This window comes from Mesorhizobium sp. M0340 (assembly GCF_040321535.1).
Lineage (GTDB): Bacteria > Pseudomonadota > Alphaproteobacteria > Rhizobiales > Rhizobiaceae > Mesorhizobium.
This window is the reverse complement of record NZ_JAMYRR010000031.1, coordinates 46,083-58,259: the sequence shown is the minus strand read 5'-3', so window position 1 is coordinate 58,259 and position 12,177 is coordinate 46,083. Positions and strand designations below refer to the sequence as shown.

The following is a 12,177-nucleotide window of genomic DNA, read 5'->3' as shown; positions in this document are numbered from 1 at the left end:
CATTCTATACAACCACCATGGCCAGCTCGCGCGGGACTAAAGTCCCGCCGCTTTATTGGGGTCTCTGTCGCGGGGCCGGGGTGCGCCTCCCGCGGCCGCACCAGCCCTCACCTTCCGCTTCGACCGCGCCGACGGCTATTGGCTGCAGGGCTATGCCGAGTTCCTGATGGCGCAGGCCGACTTCTGGCTGGCGCATGATTTCAAAAACACCTTCGACGGCTCCTTCCACATGCTGTTCCCGCGCGCAAAACTGCCGCTGCAGGATACGCTCGTGCCGCTGGACGGTGGCATGAATGGCGGCATCCTATCGTCCGAATGGCGCCTCGCCGACTTCATCTCCCTGGTGCATCTCATCAACTGGCAAGTGGTCGAGCCTGAGCGCCGGCAAGCGGCGCGCCGCCATCTGATGGAGATGATCCGACTGTCGCGCGAGGACTGGAAAGCCATCCGCGCCGAAACCGACAATGACCGCGAATGGCTGCCCGGGCCGCAGCAGAAAGGCGCCAACCCGCTGACCGGCCTCGAAGTCGGCGAGGAGCAGGTGCAGGCCTGGCTCGCCGCCCTTGATATGGCCGAGGATCTTCTGGAAGGCCGCACCTTGCTGCCGCATTTCCGCATCGCCGACAAAGGCATCAACATGAAGCGCTTCTTTGATGAGCCAAAAACCTTCGACCTGGTGCTGTCGATCACCGGGCCGGCCATCGCGCCCTATCTCGAACACGGCAAGATTCTCACCAGCGAGGAGTTCAACGAGATCCAGCGCCAGTTCGGCGGCGCCGGGTTTCTGACGTTCGCGCTTTGGTTCAATTGAGGGAGTGCGTCGACGCTATTCCTGACAGCCTGCTGTCAGCAGCCAAATTGCCCCTCGCGCCACCCGCCACTCCGCTCTTTCCATTTTGGCCGATACCTCCCATATTCGGGCCATGGCCAGACTCTCCGACAAGAAAACGCCGCCGCCGGCGAATGACGAGCGCGCTTCGCCGCCCAAGCGGCGCAGTCCGCTGACCGATTTCCTCGATGCCTCGGAGCCCCTGTACAAGGGCGGCTTTGCCGAGGCGCCGCAGGCCGAGTTCACCGGCGCGGCGCTGACCGGCTCGATCGCCGACTGGGCCGAGCAGATCGAGCAGGAAGCCGAGAAGGAAGGGCGCGTTTCCGGCAAAGTCGGCGGCAAATCGCCGAAACCGGCGAAGAAAATCCCCGAGCGCTCCTCTTCCCCCGGCCGGACGGCACGCGGCACCTCGATGGGCGGCGCGGCTTCGGCGCGGGAGCGCACTGCGGCCGGTCTCAACCCTGTCGCCGGCCTCGACATTTCGCTGGAGGACGCCGAGACCATGGCCTCGGGCGGCGTCACCGCCACCGTCGCAGCGCTGTCGGCGCTGATCGAATCCGGCAATCCGCTGCACAAGGACGGCGTGCTGTGGACGCCGCACCGCCCTGCCCGGCCGGAGAAGTCCGAAGGTGGCATCGCCATCAGGATGGTCTCGGATTTCGAGCCGGCCGGCGACCAGCCGACCGCGATCAAGGATCTCGTCGAGGGCGTCAACAGCAACGACCGCACCCAGGTGCTGCTCGGCGTCACCGGCTCGGGCAAGACCTTCACCATGGCCAAGGTGATCGAGGAGACGCAACGCCCTGCTCTGATCCTGGCGCCCAACAAGACGCTGGCCGCGCAGCTCTATTCCGAGTTCAAGAAATTCTTCCCGGAAAACGCCGTCGAGTATTTCGTCTCCTACTACGACTACTACCAGCCCGAGGCCTATGTGCCCCGGACCGACACCTACATCGAGAAGGAATCCTCGATCAACGAGCAGATCGACCGCATGCGCCATTCGGCGACGCGCTCGCTGCTCGAGCGCGACGACGTCATCATCGTCGCCTCGGTGTCCTGCATCTACGGTATCGGCTCGGTCGAGACCTATACGGCGATGACCTTCCAGATGCAGATCGGCGACCGGCTCGACCAGCGCGCGCTGCTCGCCGACCTCGTCGCCCAGCAATACAAGCGCCAGGACATCAACTTCGTCCGCGGCTCGTTCCGGGTGCGCGGCGATACGATCGAGATCTTCCCGGCCCACCTTGAGGACCGCGCCTGGCGCATCTCGCTGTTCGGCGACGAGATCGAGGCGATCACCGAATTCGATCCGCTGACCGGCCAGCAGACCGGCGAGTTGAAGAGCGTCAAGATCTACGCCAATTCGCATTATGTGACGCCGCGCCCGACCTTGAACCAGGCCATCAAGTCGATCAAGGAAGAACTTAAATATCGGCTGCAAGAGCTTGAAAAGGCTGGCCGCCTGCTTGAGGCGCAGCGGCTTGAGCAGCGCACCCGCTTCGACCTGGAGATGCTGGAGGCGACCGGTTCCTGCGCCGGCATCGAGAATTACTCGCGTTATCTGACCGGCCGCAAGCCGGGCGATCCGCCGCCGACCTTGTTCGAATACATTCCCGACAATGCGCTGGTCTTCATCGATGAAAGCCATGTCACCATACCGCAGATCGGCGGCATGTATCGCGGCGACTTTCGCCGTAAGGCGACGCTGGCCGAGTATGGTTTCCGCCTGCCGTCCTGCATGGACAACCGGCCGCTGCGCTTCGAGGAGTGGGACGCCATGCGGCCGCTTTCCGTCGCGGTTTCGGCGACGCCCGGCGCCTGGGAGATGGAGCAGTCCGGCGGCGTCTTCGCCGAGCAGGTCATCCGCCCGACCGGCCTGATCGACCCGCCGGTCGAAGTGCGCCCGGCCAAGACACAGGTCGACGACGTAGTCGGCGAAATCCGCGAAACCACGAGGGCCGGCTACCGCACGCTGGTCACTGTGCTCACCAAGCGCATGGCCGAGGATTTGACCGAATATCTGCATGAGCAAGGCATTCGCGTCCGCTACATGCACTCCGACATCGACACGCTGGAGCGCATCGAGATCCTGCGCGACCTGCGCCTTGGCGCCTTCGACGTGCTGGTCGGCATCAACCTGTTGCGCGAGGGCCTCGACATTCCCGAATGCGGCTTCGTCGCCATTCTCGACGCCGACAAGGAAGGCTTCCTGCGCTCCGAGACATCGCTGATCCAGACCATCGGCCGCGCCGCCAGAAACGTCGACGGCAAGGTCATCCTCTATGCCGACCAGATCACCGGCTCGATGGAGCGGGCGATGGCCGAGACCAACCGCCGTCGCGAAAAGCAGATGGAGTGGAACGCGGCCAACGGCATCACCCCGGAATCGGTCAAGTCGCGCATTTCGGACATCCTGGATTCAGTCTACGAGAAGGACCATGTCCGCGCCGACATTTCGCAGTTCACCGACAGCGCCGGCGCCATGATGGGCAACAATCTGAAGGCGCATCTCGACGCCCTGGACAAACAGATGCGCGACGCCGCCGCCAATCTCGATTTCGAGAAGGCGGCCCGCATCCGCGACGAAATCAAGCGGCTGCGCGAGATGGAGCTGTCCATCTCGGACGACCCGCTGGCCAAATATGCCGACATGGAAAGCCCGGTTTCGGGCCGCGAAAAGGGCAAGCACAACAAGGGCGTGGCCAAACATCGTACAGCAGAGGAACAGGAGCGTTTCCGCAAGCTCGACGAGGCACATGCCGCCGAAGGGGCGGCCAAGGCTGCCCGGCCCAACCTCTTCCGCAAGCCGGAGCTCGACGAAATGGGCGCAGACGGCGCCGTGCCGGTCAAGAAGCCGCTGTTCGCGAAACCTTCGCTGGACGATATGGGACCTGGCACCGACATGCCGACGCCGTCAGGCGCGGTCTCCCGTTCGCTGTTCAAGAAACAGTCGGCGCAGGAAGCGCACGGTTCGGATTTCGGTATACCGGGTGAACCGACCAAGCCGCTGTTCAGGAAGAACTCACTGGACGAGATGACGGTGCGGCGGACCGAGAAGCCGGTCGAGGGAAAAGCGCCGGCGAAACCACAGCCGATCTCCCCCCTTGTGGGGGAGATGCCAAGTGGTGGCAAAGAGGGCAGGGCAGAGGGGGGCGCGAAGGATCGCGACGATTCCGCGAAGCCAATCGTTCGTCAGCGCGCCGGCATCGGCTCCTACGAAGACCCCGCCGACGCCCGCCGTGAAAAGCGCCGGCCGGGCAAGACGGGTCGGCCGGGACGGTAGAGAGCTTCCCTTCTCCCCTTGTTCTGGGAGAAGGTGGATCGGCGCGCAGTGCCGAGACGGTTGAGGGGTGCTGGAGGGATCGCCGTCGGTGCCAAGCTGGAGCGCCCCTCATCCGACCGCTTCGCGGCCATCTTCTCCCACCAAGCAAGGGGAGAAGGGGGAGCCTAGCCACTTGTCATCGGCCCTACCCTTGGTGTAGCCAGTCTCCACACTCGAACGTCTTGAAAGGAGGGCTGCGTGCACATCGACCACCACCGTCAGCGCGGCCCTGTCCCTGCCCTGCGAGCTTGCTTGCAGGGCTGACCAGAGACGGTCCGGGTTCTCCCGCTTCGATTTTCTTGGTCTGCCCTTCGTGGTGCTGCAACGCCGAGCCTGATGGCCAGCCTGCGCACCGTCAAAGTGCATCAACCGGAATCACTCCGGACAGACCAGAGAAATCGACATGGCCCTGATCAGCCTCAAGTCCCTCGGCGTCACTATGAGTGCGCCGCTCTTCTCCAATCTCGACCTCACCATCGGCACCGGCGACCGGCTCGGCATCGTCGCCGCCAATGGTCGCGGCAAATCCACTTTGTTGAGGTGCCTGACGGGCGAGTTCGAAGCCATCACAGGCGACATCACCCGCACGCGTGGCCTGCGCGTCGGCTATGTCGAGCAAATCATCCCCGCAGCGCTCGCCGGGCGCAGCTTTCATGAACTCGTGGCCGACGTCTTGCCGGCCGAGCAGGCCGAAAGCGAACAATGGCGCGTCGATGTGGTCCTCGATTCACTCGATGTGCCGCAGCCGATGCGCGAGCGGCCGATGCGGGCCTTGAGCGGTGGATGGCAAAGGCTGGCGCTGATCGCCCGCGTCTGGGTCACCGATCCCGACGTCCTGCTTCCCGACGAGCCGACCAATCACCTCGATCTCGCCAAGATCAGCCAGCTCGAGATCTGGCTGAACGCGCTGCCGCTCGAGGTGCCGGTGGTGATCGCCAGCCATGACAGGGCGTTCCTCGACGCCACGACCAACCGCACGCTGTTCCTGCGTCCCGAACAATCGCCGGTGTTTTCGCTGCCCTATTCGCGGGCGAGGCTTGCGCTGGACGAGGTCGACGCCTCGACCGAACGCAAGTTCCAGCGCGACATGAAAGTGGCGCAGCAGCTGCGCCGGCAAGCGGCCAAGCTCAACAATATCGGCATCAATTCCGGCAGCGACCTTTTGACGGTCAAGACCAAGCAGCTCAACCAGCGGGCAGAGCGCCTGGAAGAAGCGGCAGCGCCGGCGCACCGCGAAAGATCAGCGGGCACGATCAAGCTCGCCAATCGCGGCAGCCATGCCAAGGTGCTGATCACGCTCGACGATCTGGTGGTCGGAATGCCTGACGGCACGGTTCTGTTCGGCAGCGGCAAGCGCCATATCTGCCAAGGCGACCGCATTGTCCTGCTCGGCCGTAACGGCGTCGGCAAATCACGGCTGATCGGCCTGATCCGGAATGCCATCGTCGAGCCGCAAACGGCGGCGCAAGGCGTGAAGGTGACGCCGTCGACCGTGCTCGGCTATAGCGACCAGGCATTGTCGGGCATCAGCGGCGACGACACGCCGCTGGCGATGCTCTCGCGCAGATTCGATGTCGGCGAGCAGCGCGCCCGCTCGTTGCTCGCGGGCGTCGGCGTTAGCATCGACATGCAGGAGCGCCGGATCGGCGTGCTGTCGGGCGGACAGAAGGCGCGGCTGATGATGCTGGCGCTGAGGCTCGCCAATCCCAATTTCTATTGCTCGACGAGCCGACCAATCATCTCGATATCGATGGCCAGGAAGCGCTGGAAGCGGAATTGCTGGAACGTCAGGCGAGCTGCCTGCTTGCCTCGCACGACCGCTCCTTCATCCGCGCGGTTGGCAACCGCTTCTGGCTGATCGAGAAACGGCGGCTGATCGAGATCGATAGCCCGGAAGCTTTCTTCCAGGAGGTAGCCGAAGCGGGCGGTTAAAAAATTGCGGAAAAAAATCCGGCGCTCTGTCGGATGATGATCGCATGCCACGTCCTTGGGACGCCGACACGGTGATGCCGGCGCCAATCGAGGAGAAAGCATCATGTCTATTCTGTCATCCATAGGTCACGCCGTGACGCGTTACTCGGCGGCTCGCGCCCGTTATCGCAGCGAACGCGCCATCCTTTCATTGCCGATCGAGTTGCGCAAAGATATCGGCTGGCCGGAAATCGTCGTCGACGCGCAAAACAGCCCGCGGATTCGCATCGAAGGTTGAAAGGTGGCAGTTGGCCGTCGCGGCAGGCGCCATTTCGAATCCAAACCATCGGCCGTGTAGGATCTTCGCCGTTCCGTTCGTCCTGTGGTTCGCAAAGGCCAACCAGACGCAAAGAGGAGCATGACATGAATGATCAGCCGCAGACCCAGTCCGCCGCCAAAGTGCTTGGCGGATTGACGCCCTACCTTCAGCTGGACGGCGCTTTCAAAGCCGCAGAATTTTACCAAAAGGCCTTCGGTGCCGAGCAGGTCTTTGCCTATCCGCCGGATGAACAGGGCCGCACCATGCATATCCATCTCCACATCAACGGTTCGACCCTGATGCTTTCCGACTTCTATCCCGAGCATGGAATGGCCCCTGTGAAGCCGCAGGGCTACACCATGCAGCTCCATCTCGGCAGCGACGACATCGACGCCTGGTGGAAGCGGGCCATCGAGGCGGGTTGCGAGGCAGTCGTGCCGTTGCAGGTGATGTTCTGGGGCGACCGCTGGGGCAATATGCGTGATCCGTTCGGCGTCGAATGGGCAATGAACGCACCGGTGAAAGCAGCTTAACATCCAACACAGGCTGTGTCTGAAATCACCTCTCCCCGCTCTAAAGGGAGAGGAAAACGATCACATGGAGGAAGTCAGATGTCCTATGTCGACGGTTTCGTGCTGGCCGTGCCCAAGGCAAATCTCGATGGCTACAAGAAAATGGCGCAGACGGCCGGCGCCGTCTGGAAGGAGCATGGCGCGTTGGCCTATGTCGAATGCATTGGCGACGACGTACCCTATGGCGAGCTCACCTCGTTCCCGCGCGCCGTGCAGGCCAAGGAAGACGAGGTCGTCGTCTTCTCCTGGGTCGTCTATGAATCCAGGCAGCATCGTGATGCGGTGATGGCCAAGGTGATGGCCGATCCGCGCCTCAAGCCGGACTGGGAGACCATGCCGTTCGACGGCAAGCGCATGATCTTTGGCGGTTTTCAGCCCTTCATCGAGCTGTAGGCGCCCCTCGATCAAGTTTATTGAGCAGCGGCTTCAGCCGGTCGCCATAGCGCTTCCACAGATCGACCGAGCCCTGATACATCGGCTGGCGCACTTGCGCGGCCGACGCCGTGCGCACCGGCCGGTCGGTCTGGTGAAACGACAGCACGGCGTCGTCCCATGGGAGGCCGAGATGGGCGATCAGCGCCCGCGACTGGCCTTCCTGGTCGGCGACGAAATCCTCGTAGCGAACGTCGTGCACGACATCAGGCAGCACGGCGTGCCAGTGCGCCATGATATCGGTGTAGAGGTTGTGGAAATCGGCGAGCTCGTCGAGATCGTAGCCGTAGCGATGGCTGTCGCCGCGAAAGTGCACCTTGTAGATCGACAGGCAGGTCGCCGCCGCATCGCGCGCGCAATGGATGATCTTAGCCTTCGGCAGCATCATATGGATGAAGCCGACCAAGAGGAAGTTGCCGGGCATCTTGTCTGTGACGTGCCGAAAACCTGGATAGCGGGCGCGCAGCATGTCGAGATATGCCTGGCCGGCCTCAGCATAGGCCTTGTCGGGCATGTCGGCGATGCCCCAGGGAAAGCCGCCCTTCATGCTGAGCGGAAACTGCTTACCGACCGCCGTCTTCAATATGCTGAGCTCGCCGGCGCCATAGACCTGCGGATGGCTGGCGATGATCTGCTCGACCAGCGTGGTGCCGGATCGCGGCATGCCGACAACGAAGATCGGCGTGTCGTCGGCGATCCCGCCCGGCCTGTGTTTTTCAAAAAAGGTCTTGTCGAATACGGCCTTCATCGCCTCGAACTCGCCGCGCGTCTTGCCGGCGTCGTAGTCGATGCCCTGGCGGCGGATCGCGTTGCCTTCGGCGAAATAGTCGAAAGCGCGGCCATAATCCCTGAGGTCGTCGTTGGCCTTGCCGAGGCCGAAGGAAAGCTGCATGCGCGCCAGGCTGCCTTGCGCCGCCTTGGCGTGCTCCGCCTCCATGCGGGCAAGCTCGGCGTCGCGCTCCTTCTGGCGCTTGACCTGGGTGAGCATCAGCCAGGCCCTGGCCATGCCGGGGTCCACCGCCAGCGCCTGCCTGAAAAGATCCGCAGCCTCGTCGAGATTGCCCTTTTCCATCAGCCCGACGCCCAGGCCGTGCAAAAGATCGGCATCCTTCGGCCGGATCGTCAGCGCCTCGCGAAAAACAGCCAGTGCTTCATCCAGCCGGCCCGCTTCCTGCAGCGTTTCGGCAAGCCCGACGCGGGCGCGGACATGGAACGGGTTGCGGCCGATCGTGCCCCGATAAATATCTTCGGCGCCTTCGAATTGGCCGAGCTGCTTCAGCGACGAGCCGAGATTGTCGCGCGCCGCCAACTGGTCCGGCCGAATCGCCACCACCTTGCGGAAGAGATCGGCGGCGGCCGCTACCCGGCCGAGGTCGCGCAGCACGGTGCCGAGATTGTTGAGGAAATCCGGATTGTTCGGCTGCAGACGCACCGATTGTTCGATCAGCGCCAGCCCCTCGGCGCTGCGCCCGGTCTGGTGCAGCAGAAGCCCGAGGAAATGCGCAGCAGCGGGGTGGTTGGCCTTTTGCGCCAGCACCTGACGGTAAAGCGCCTCGGCTTCCTGCCGGCGCCCCGCCTGGTGCAGCTGCAGCGCCCGCTGCACGTGCTGGTCGAGCCCCAGCGGCGGCTGTCCGCCTGAGCCGTAACGCGTGCCTGCCGGTTGTCTCGGATCTCTGTTGATGGGAAACCTGCCGTGTTGTCCGCCTGCCGCGATCTAGGCCATCGCTGCGGCACGTGCAAGAGCAGACGGCGGTCGCTACGAAGCAAACCTCCGAACCCGGGGAACTTACCGAAAGTCGGCCGGCGTCAGCACATACATGTTCTTGCGGCCATGCGAGTAGGCTTCGCGCGCAATATCGTGGATCGACGAACGCTTGGCGTCGAAGGCACTGAGGAATTCGGCTTCGGCTCCGCTTGCAGCCGGGTTTACCGTCGAAAGTGCCGTAACCTCGATAAAGAACGGGACTTCGAACATGCCGTCATGCCCGACGAAACGAACGCGCTTGGCTGCAGCGTCGTAGGACCGGCTGGGATTGGGAAAATTGAGTGTCATGGCTTGCGCGTCAAATCAGGCGGTTGCTTTCGGCAAGCTGGCGCGCCCGCCGCACCGTGCCGTCGGTGTCGGCAATCCTTCGCCTTGCCGCCTCGTCGCTTCTTATCGTGAGGCGCGGCGATATGACCTTTGTCGGCTTGACGACAGGATCGACTGCAACTGTCGGGACATTCGCTGTTCTTACGGAACTCATGACTCTATTCCCTTCATACCTAAATAAACACAAATGCCGGAGGAACTCTTCCGGAACTTCTTCAAACAATTTTTGAGATGCCCGGCACCGTATCATCGTTTCGCAAATAACCATAGAAAAGTAATTTTACGTTGGTAGCGGCAAAAAGCCGGAATCTTCTTGAATAAGCCGCATTTTCAGAATATTGGTATGGAACCGTTTTTGGGCCGTGCTTGGTCCCCTCGCGGCGTCAGGGGTTCTCGGCCCGCCAAAACTCATTCAAATCGCCGATACCCGATACCGCAATGCAGGCCCCGTTTTCAGGGCCAGGCCGGAAAGAAACTTCAAGGCACAAGAATGTCTGCCCGCACCACTCATTCCATCGCGCATTTCGCGGCACCTTTCGTGCTTGGCGGGCTAGATGGCGTGCAGCCGGCCGGCGACTATGACATCGACCACGACGAGGAACTGATCGACGGCATGTCGTGGCTTGCCTGGCGCCGCGTCGCCACTTTCATCCATCTGCCGTCAAGGACGGTGAAAAGCCCGACCAGCCAGCTTGTCGCCGTCGACCACGCCGAACTCGAAGCAGCGCTTCGGCACGATCAGGAGAACGTTACATGATCCGCTTCCAGCAGAGTGCGCGGCGCACGGATACGCCGTCGCATATCTTCACCGTCGGCCAGACCGTCCGCATGAAGAGCCGCATCGGCCTTGTCCAAAAGACCGCGGAGCTGTTCCAGATCAAGAGCCGGCTGCCGGTCAAGGACGGCTCGCCGCAATACCGCATCCGCAGCGAGCAGGAGACCTACGAGCGGGTCACGACGGAAGATAATCTCGAACCGGTCGACAACCCGGCCGGCTGAGCGATAGCACTCTCGACATTACCACCCACGCACGAGGGATCAGAAATGGCCAAGGGTCAACAGCGAAGCAACCGCGAGACACGCAAGCCCAAGAAGGACAAGGTGGCTGCAAAGCCGGCCTCGCCGTTCGGCTCGGCGGTCAAGCAGGCGGAGACCGGTACGAAACCCAAGTCCAAAGGCTAGGGTCGATCGCAGACAATCTGCTGGAGGCGTGCTTGAACTTCGTCATCGAGTTCTACCGCTCGCGCGATGCCGACGAAGCGACACTCGATCGGGTGTCGCTGGAGGCGCCGAACCTGCGCGCCGCCCTGCAAGGCGCCGCCACGCTGCTTCACACGTTGATGATGCCGCAGATCCCCGATCGCCTGCGCATCTCCAACGAGGACGGCGCCGAGCTCTACGTCGGCCCCGCCGATGGTGTCTATCCGGACGAACAGTGAGGCCGGTGCGCTAGCACGGCCCATCATCGACGACCCGATAATCAGCCGCGCGGGCCTCGCATTCATTGGGGAACGTGCGCAGTTCGCCATGGCGACGGGCACAGACCGGGCGGTATTCGCGGGTACAGAATGTCTGCTCCCCGCCGCCACCACCGCCACGGCACTCGCCTTCACGGATGATGCGGTATCCGGCGCGTTCGGCAAGGCAGGCGTTGGCGAAGGTCTGGCGGTCCCCGCCGCGCCTGGCGCAGACCGGGTCATATTGCCTGGTGCAGAATTGCGGGCCCGGCCGTGGCGGGCGCGGCCCCGGCCCCTCATCGACCACGACGGTGCAGGCCGCGAGAATTGCCGACAGGAACAGGATGGAAAAACCCTGCCGCGAGAAGATTGCCGCAAGAAACCGCATGAATGTTCCCTCCCTCGAAACTCCTGCCTGCACAAATGGTGCCTGCGTCCGGCCGATCCTCGTCATTCCGCCGCCAAATGCAACCCCTGTTTGCAACGGGCGGCATGGCCAACCAAGGCGGTATGCCGGCGCAAAGGCAAAACAGCACCGGCCCCGCTTGCTGGACCATGCCTGGGTGGCGTCTGGCCGATGACCGCGCGGAGAACCGGGACTATCGGTGCGATGCGTCGGGATGCGCCTGTTGGGGCCGCCCGCGGCTCTATCTTGCAAGCATCACGTTTCCGTGCGATAAATTTTGTGTTCGGGCATTTGCGACCCGGAGAGCGGAACGTTTTGGACGACCTTTCCCCGATACTGGTGAATCTCTGACAGCCCCGTTTTCGGCGGGGGGTTTTACCATGCGCCAATGCATGACTGCCGAAGCAACCACCGGGACTTGCCCACGGCGCCAGGCGGCGGGCGGAACCACCAAGACTGACACGGGTGAAGGAGTTTCCCCAATGGCCCAGACCGGCACCGTTAAATTCTTCAACGCTACCAAAGGCTTCGGCTTCATCACGCCCGATGGCGGCGCCAAGGATGTGTTCGTCCACATCTCGGCGATCGAGGCTTCCGGGCTGCGCACGCTCGTCGACGGTCAGAAGGTCACCTTCGATGTCGAGCCCGACCGTATGGGCAAGGGTCCGAAAGCGGTCAATCTCCGCGCCGCCTGAACGGCGGCGTGCCGCGCGCCCTTTCGGGTGTGAGGATGCTGCAAGGCTTTGGTGTGACGTGAATTTTATAAAGGCGCGGCGGTTTTCGTCGCGCCTTTTGTGTTCTGGGATGCTTGCCGGCACCCGCAAAACTTTCTCT

General features: G+C 62.9%; 14 protein-coding genes and 1 pseudogene. 11 read left to right on the top strand and 4 right to left on the bottom strand.

Annotation, left to right across the window (positions count from 1 at the left end; all coding sequences use genetic code 11):
• Nucleotides 1-55: 55 nt before the first annotated feature.
• The 6 genes and pseudogenes from NKI79_RS29350 (at nucleotide 56) to NKI79_RS29325 (ending at nucleotide 7,349) form a co-directional block, all read left to right on the top strand.
• Entirely contained in the window at nucleotides 56-811 is a 756-nt protein-coding gene (locus NKI79_RS29350) for a hypothetical protein (RefSeq protein ID WP_352806560.1), read from the top strand.
• A gap of 112 nt (nucleotides 812-923) precedes the next feature.
• A complete protein-coding gene (gene uvrB, locus NKI79_RS29345) occupies nucleotides 924-4,115 on the top strand; it encodes an excinuclease ABC subunit UvrB (RefSeq protein ID WP_352806557.1) in 3,192 nt (1,063 codons plus the stop codon).
• Between the two features lie 442 nt (nucleotides 4,116-4,557).
• Nucleotides 4,558-6,086, top strand: a pseudogene (locus tag NKI79_RS29340) (ABC-F family ATP-binding cassette domain-containing protein).
• A 103-nt stretch (nucleotides 6,087-6,189) separates the two neighbouring features.
• Entirely contained in the window at nucleotides 6,190-6,363 is a 174-nt protein-coding gene (locus NKI79_RS29335; protein WP_023719167.1) for a hypothetical protein, read from the top strand.
• 125 nt (nucleotides 6,364-6,488) lie between these two features.
• Entirely contained in the window at nucleotides 6,489-6,917 is a 429-nt protein-coding gene (locus tag NKI79_RS29330; protein WP_352477929.1) for a VOC family protein, read from the top strand.
• Between the two features lie 78 nt (nucleotides 6,918-6,995).
• The gene (locus NKI79_RS29325) at nucleotides 6,996-7,349 is read left to right on the top strand and encodes a DUF1428 domain-containing protein (protein WP_352477930.1); all 354 of its coding nucleotides are present in this window, start codon (nucleotides 6,996-6,998) and stop codon (nucleotides 7,347-7,349) included.
• Here NKI79_RS29325 and NKI79_RS29320 read toward each other — a convergent pair.
• From NKI79_RS29320 to NKI79_RS29310, 3 genes are all read right to left on the bottom strand, one after another.
• Complete coding sequence (locus NKI79_RS29320; protein WP_352806554.1) at nucleotides 7,336-8,991, bottom strand: tetratricopeptide repeat-containing sulfotransferase family protein; 1,656 nt, start codon at nucleotides 8,989-8,991, stop codon at nucleotides 7,336-7,338. The two genes, NKI79_RS29325 and NKI79_RS29320, sit on opposite strands and share 14 nt — an antisense overlap.
• Before the next feature lie 183 nt (nucleotides 8,992-9,174).
• Nucleotides 9,175-9,441: a DUF1488 family protein gene (locus NKI79_RS29315; RefSeq protein ID WP_254819211.1), complete on the bottom strand. Its 267-nt coding sequence runs from the start codon at nucleotides 9,439-9,441 to the stop codon at nucleotides 9,175-9,177.
• A 10-nt stretch (nucleotides 9,442-9,451) separates the two neighbouring features.
• Nucleotides 9,452-9,634, bottom strand: coding sequence for a hypothetical protein (locus tag NKI79_RS29310; protein ID WP_352477934.1), 183 nt, complete (start codon nucleotides 9,632-9,634; stop codon nucleotides 9,452-9,454).
• A 336-nt stretch (nucleotides 9,635-9,970) separates the two neighbouring features.
• Between NKI79_RS29310 and NKI79_RS29305 the strand changes: the two genes are divergently transcribed.
• From NKI79_RS29305 to NKI79_RS29290, 4 genes are read left to right on the top strand one after another with little or no spacing between them, the layout of a single operon-like run.
• Nucleotides 9,971-10,237 (top strand): hypothetical protein, encoded by a 267-nt coding sequence (locus tag NKI79_RS29305; RefSeq protein WP_352477936.1) that lies wholly within the window; start codon nucleotides 9,971-9,973, stop codon nucleotides 10,235-10,237.
• Nucleotides 10,234-10,479 carry a hypothetical protein gene (locus tag NKI79_RS29300; RefSeq protein ID WP_254819208.1) on the top strand — a complete coding sequence of 82 codons (246 nt, stop codon included), beginning with the start codon at nucleotides 10,234-10,236 and terminating at the stop codon, nucleotides 10,477-10,479. The genes NKI79_RS29305 and NKI79_RS29300 overlap by 4 nt, the downstream gene beginning before the upstream one ends.
• A 45-nt stretch (nucleotides 10,480-10,524) precedes the next feature.
• Nucleotides 10,525-10,662, top strand: coding sequence for a hypothetical protein (locus tag NKI79_RS29295; protein ID WP_254819207.1), 138 nt, complete (start codon nucleotides 10,525-10,527; stop codon nucleotides 10,660-10,662).
• 32 nt (nucleotides 10,663-10,694) lie between these two features.
• A complete protein-coding gene (locus tag NKI79_RS29290; RefSeq protein WP_352477938.1) occupies nucleotides 10,695-10,919 on the top strand; it encodes a hypothetical protein in 225 nt (74 codons plus the stop codon).
• A gap of 10 nt (nucleotides 10,920-10,929) precedes the next feature.
• Here the strand turns inward: NKI79_RS29290 and NKI79_RS29285 are convergent, their stop codons facing one another.
• The gene (locus tag NKI79_RS29285) at nucleotides 10,930-11,325 is read right to left on the bottom strand and encodes a Kazal-type serine protease inhibitor family protein (protein WP_352477940.1); all 396 of its coding nucleotides are present in this window, start codon (nucleotides 11,323-11,325) and stop codon (nucleotides 10,930-10,932) included.
• A gap of 500 nt (nucleotides 11,326-11,825) precedes the next feature.
• Here NKI79_RS29285 and NKI79_RS29280 point away from each other — a divergent pair, with 500 nt between their 5' ends.
• Nucleotides 11,826-12,038, top strand: a complete 213-nt coding sequence (locus NKI79_RS29280; protein ID WP_006202520.1) for a cold-shock protein — start codon at nucleotides 11,826-11,828, stop codon at nucleotides 12,036-12,038.
• Nucleotides 12,039-12,177 lie beyond the last annotated feature (139 nt).

Bases quoted from the DNA above. Each gene is read 5' to 3' on its own strand.
- uvrB (WP_352806557.1), top strand. From the start codon at position 924: ATGGCCAGACTCTCCGACAAGAAAACGCCGCCGCCGGCGAATGACGAG.
- NKI79_RS29335 (WP_023719167.1), top strand. From the start codon at position 6,190: ATGTCTATTCTGTCATCCATAGGTCACGCCGTGACGCGTTACTCGGCG.
- NKI79_RS29330 (WP_352477929.1), top strand. From the start codon at position 6,489: ATGAATGATCAGCCGCAGACCCAGTCCGCCGCCAAAGTGCTTGGCGGA.
- NKI79_RS29295 (WP_254819207.1), top strand. From the start codon at position 10,525: ATGGCCAAGGGTCAACAGCGAAGCAACCGCGAGACACGCAAGCCCAAG.
- NKI79_RS29285 (WP_352477940.1), bottom strand. From the start codon at position 11,325: ATGCGGTTTCTTGCGGCAATCTTCTCGCGGCAGGGTTTTTCCATCCTG.
- NKI79_RS29300 (WP_254819208.1), top strand. From the start codon at position 10,234: ATGATCCGCTTCCAGCAGAGTGCGCGGCGCACGGATACGCCGTCGCAT.
- NKI79_RS29310 (WP_352477934.1), bottom strand. From the start codon at position 9,634: ATGAGTTCCGTAAGAACAGCGAATGTCCCGACAGTTGCAGTCGATCCT.
- NKI79_RS29325 (WP_352477930.1), top strand. From the start codon at position 6,996: ATGTCCTATGTCGACGGTTTCGTGCTGGCCGTGCCCAAGGCAAATCTC.
- NKI79_RS29280 (WP_006202520.1), top strand. From the start codon at position 11,826: ATGGCCCAGACCGGCACCGTTAAATTCTTCAACGCTACCAAAGGCTTC.
- NKI79_RS29305 (WP_352477936.1), top strand. From the start codon at position 9,971: ATGTCTGCCCGCACCACTCATTCCATCGCGCATTTCGCGGCACCTTTC.
- NKI79_RS29315 (WP_254819211.1), bottom strand. From the start codon at position 9,441: ATGACACTCAATTTTCCCAATCCCAGCCGGTCCTACGACGCTGCAGCC.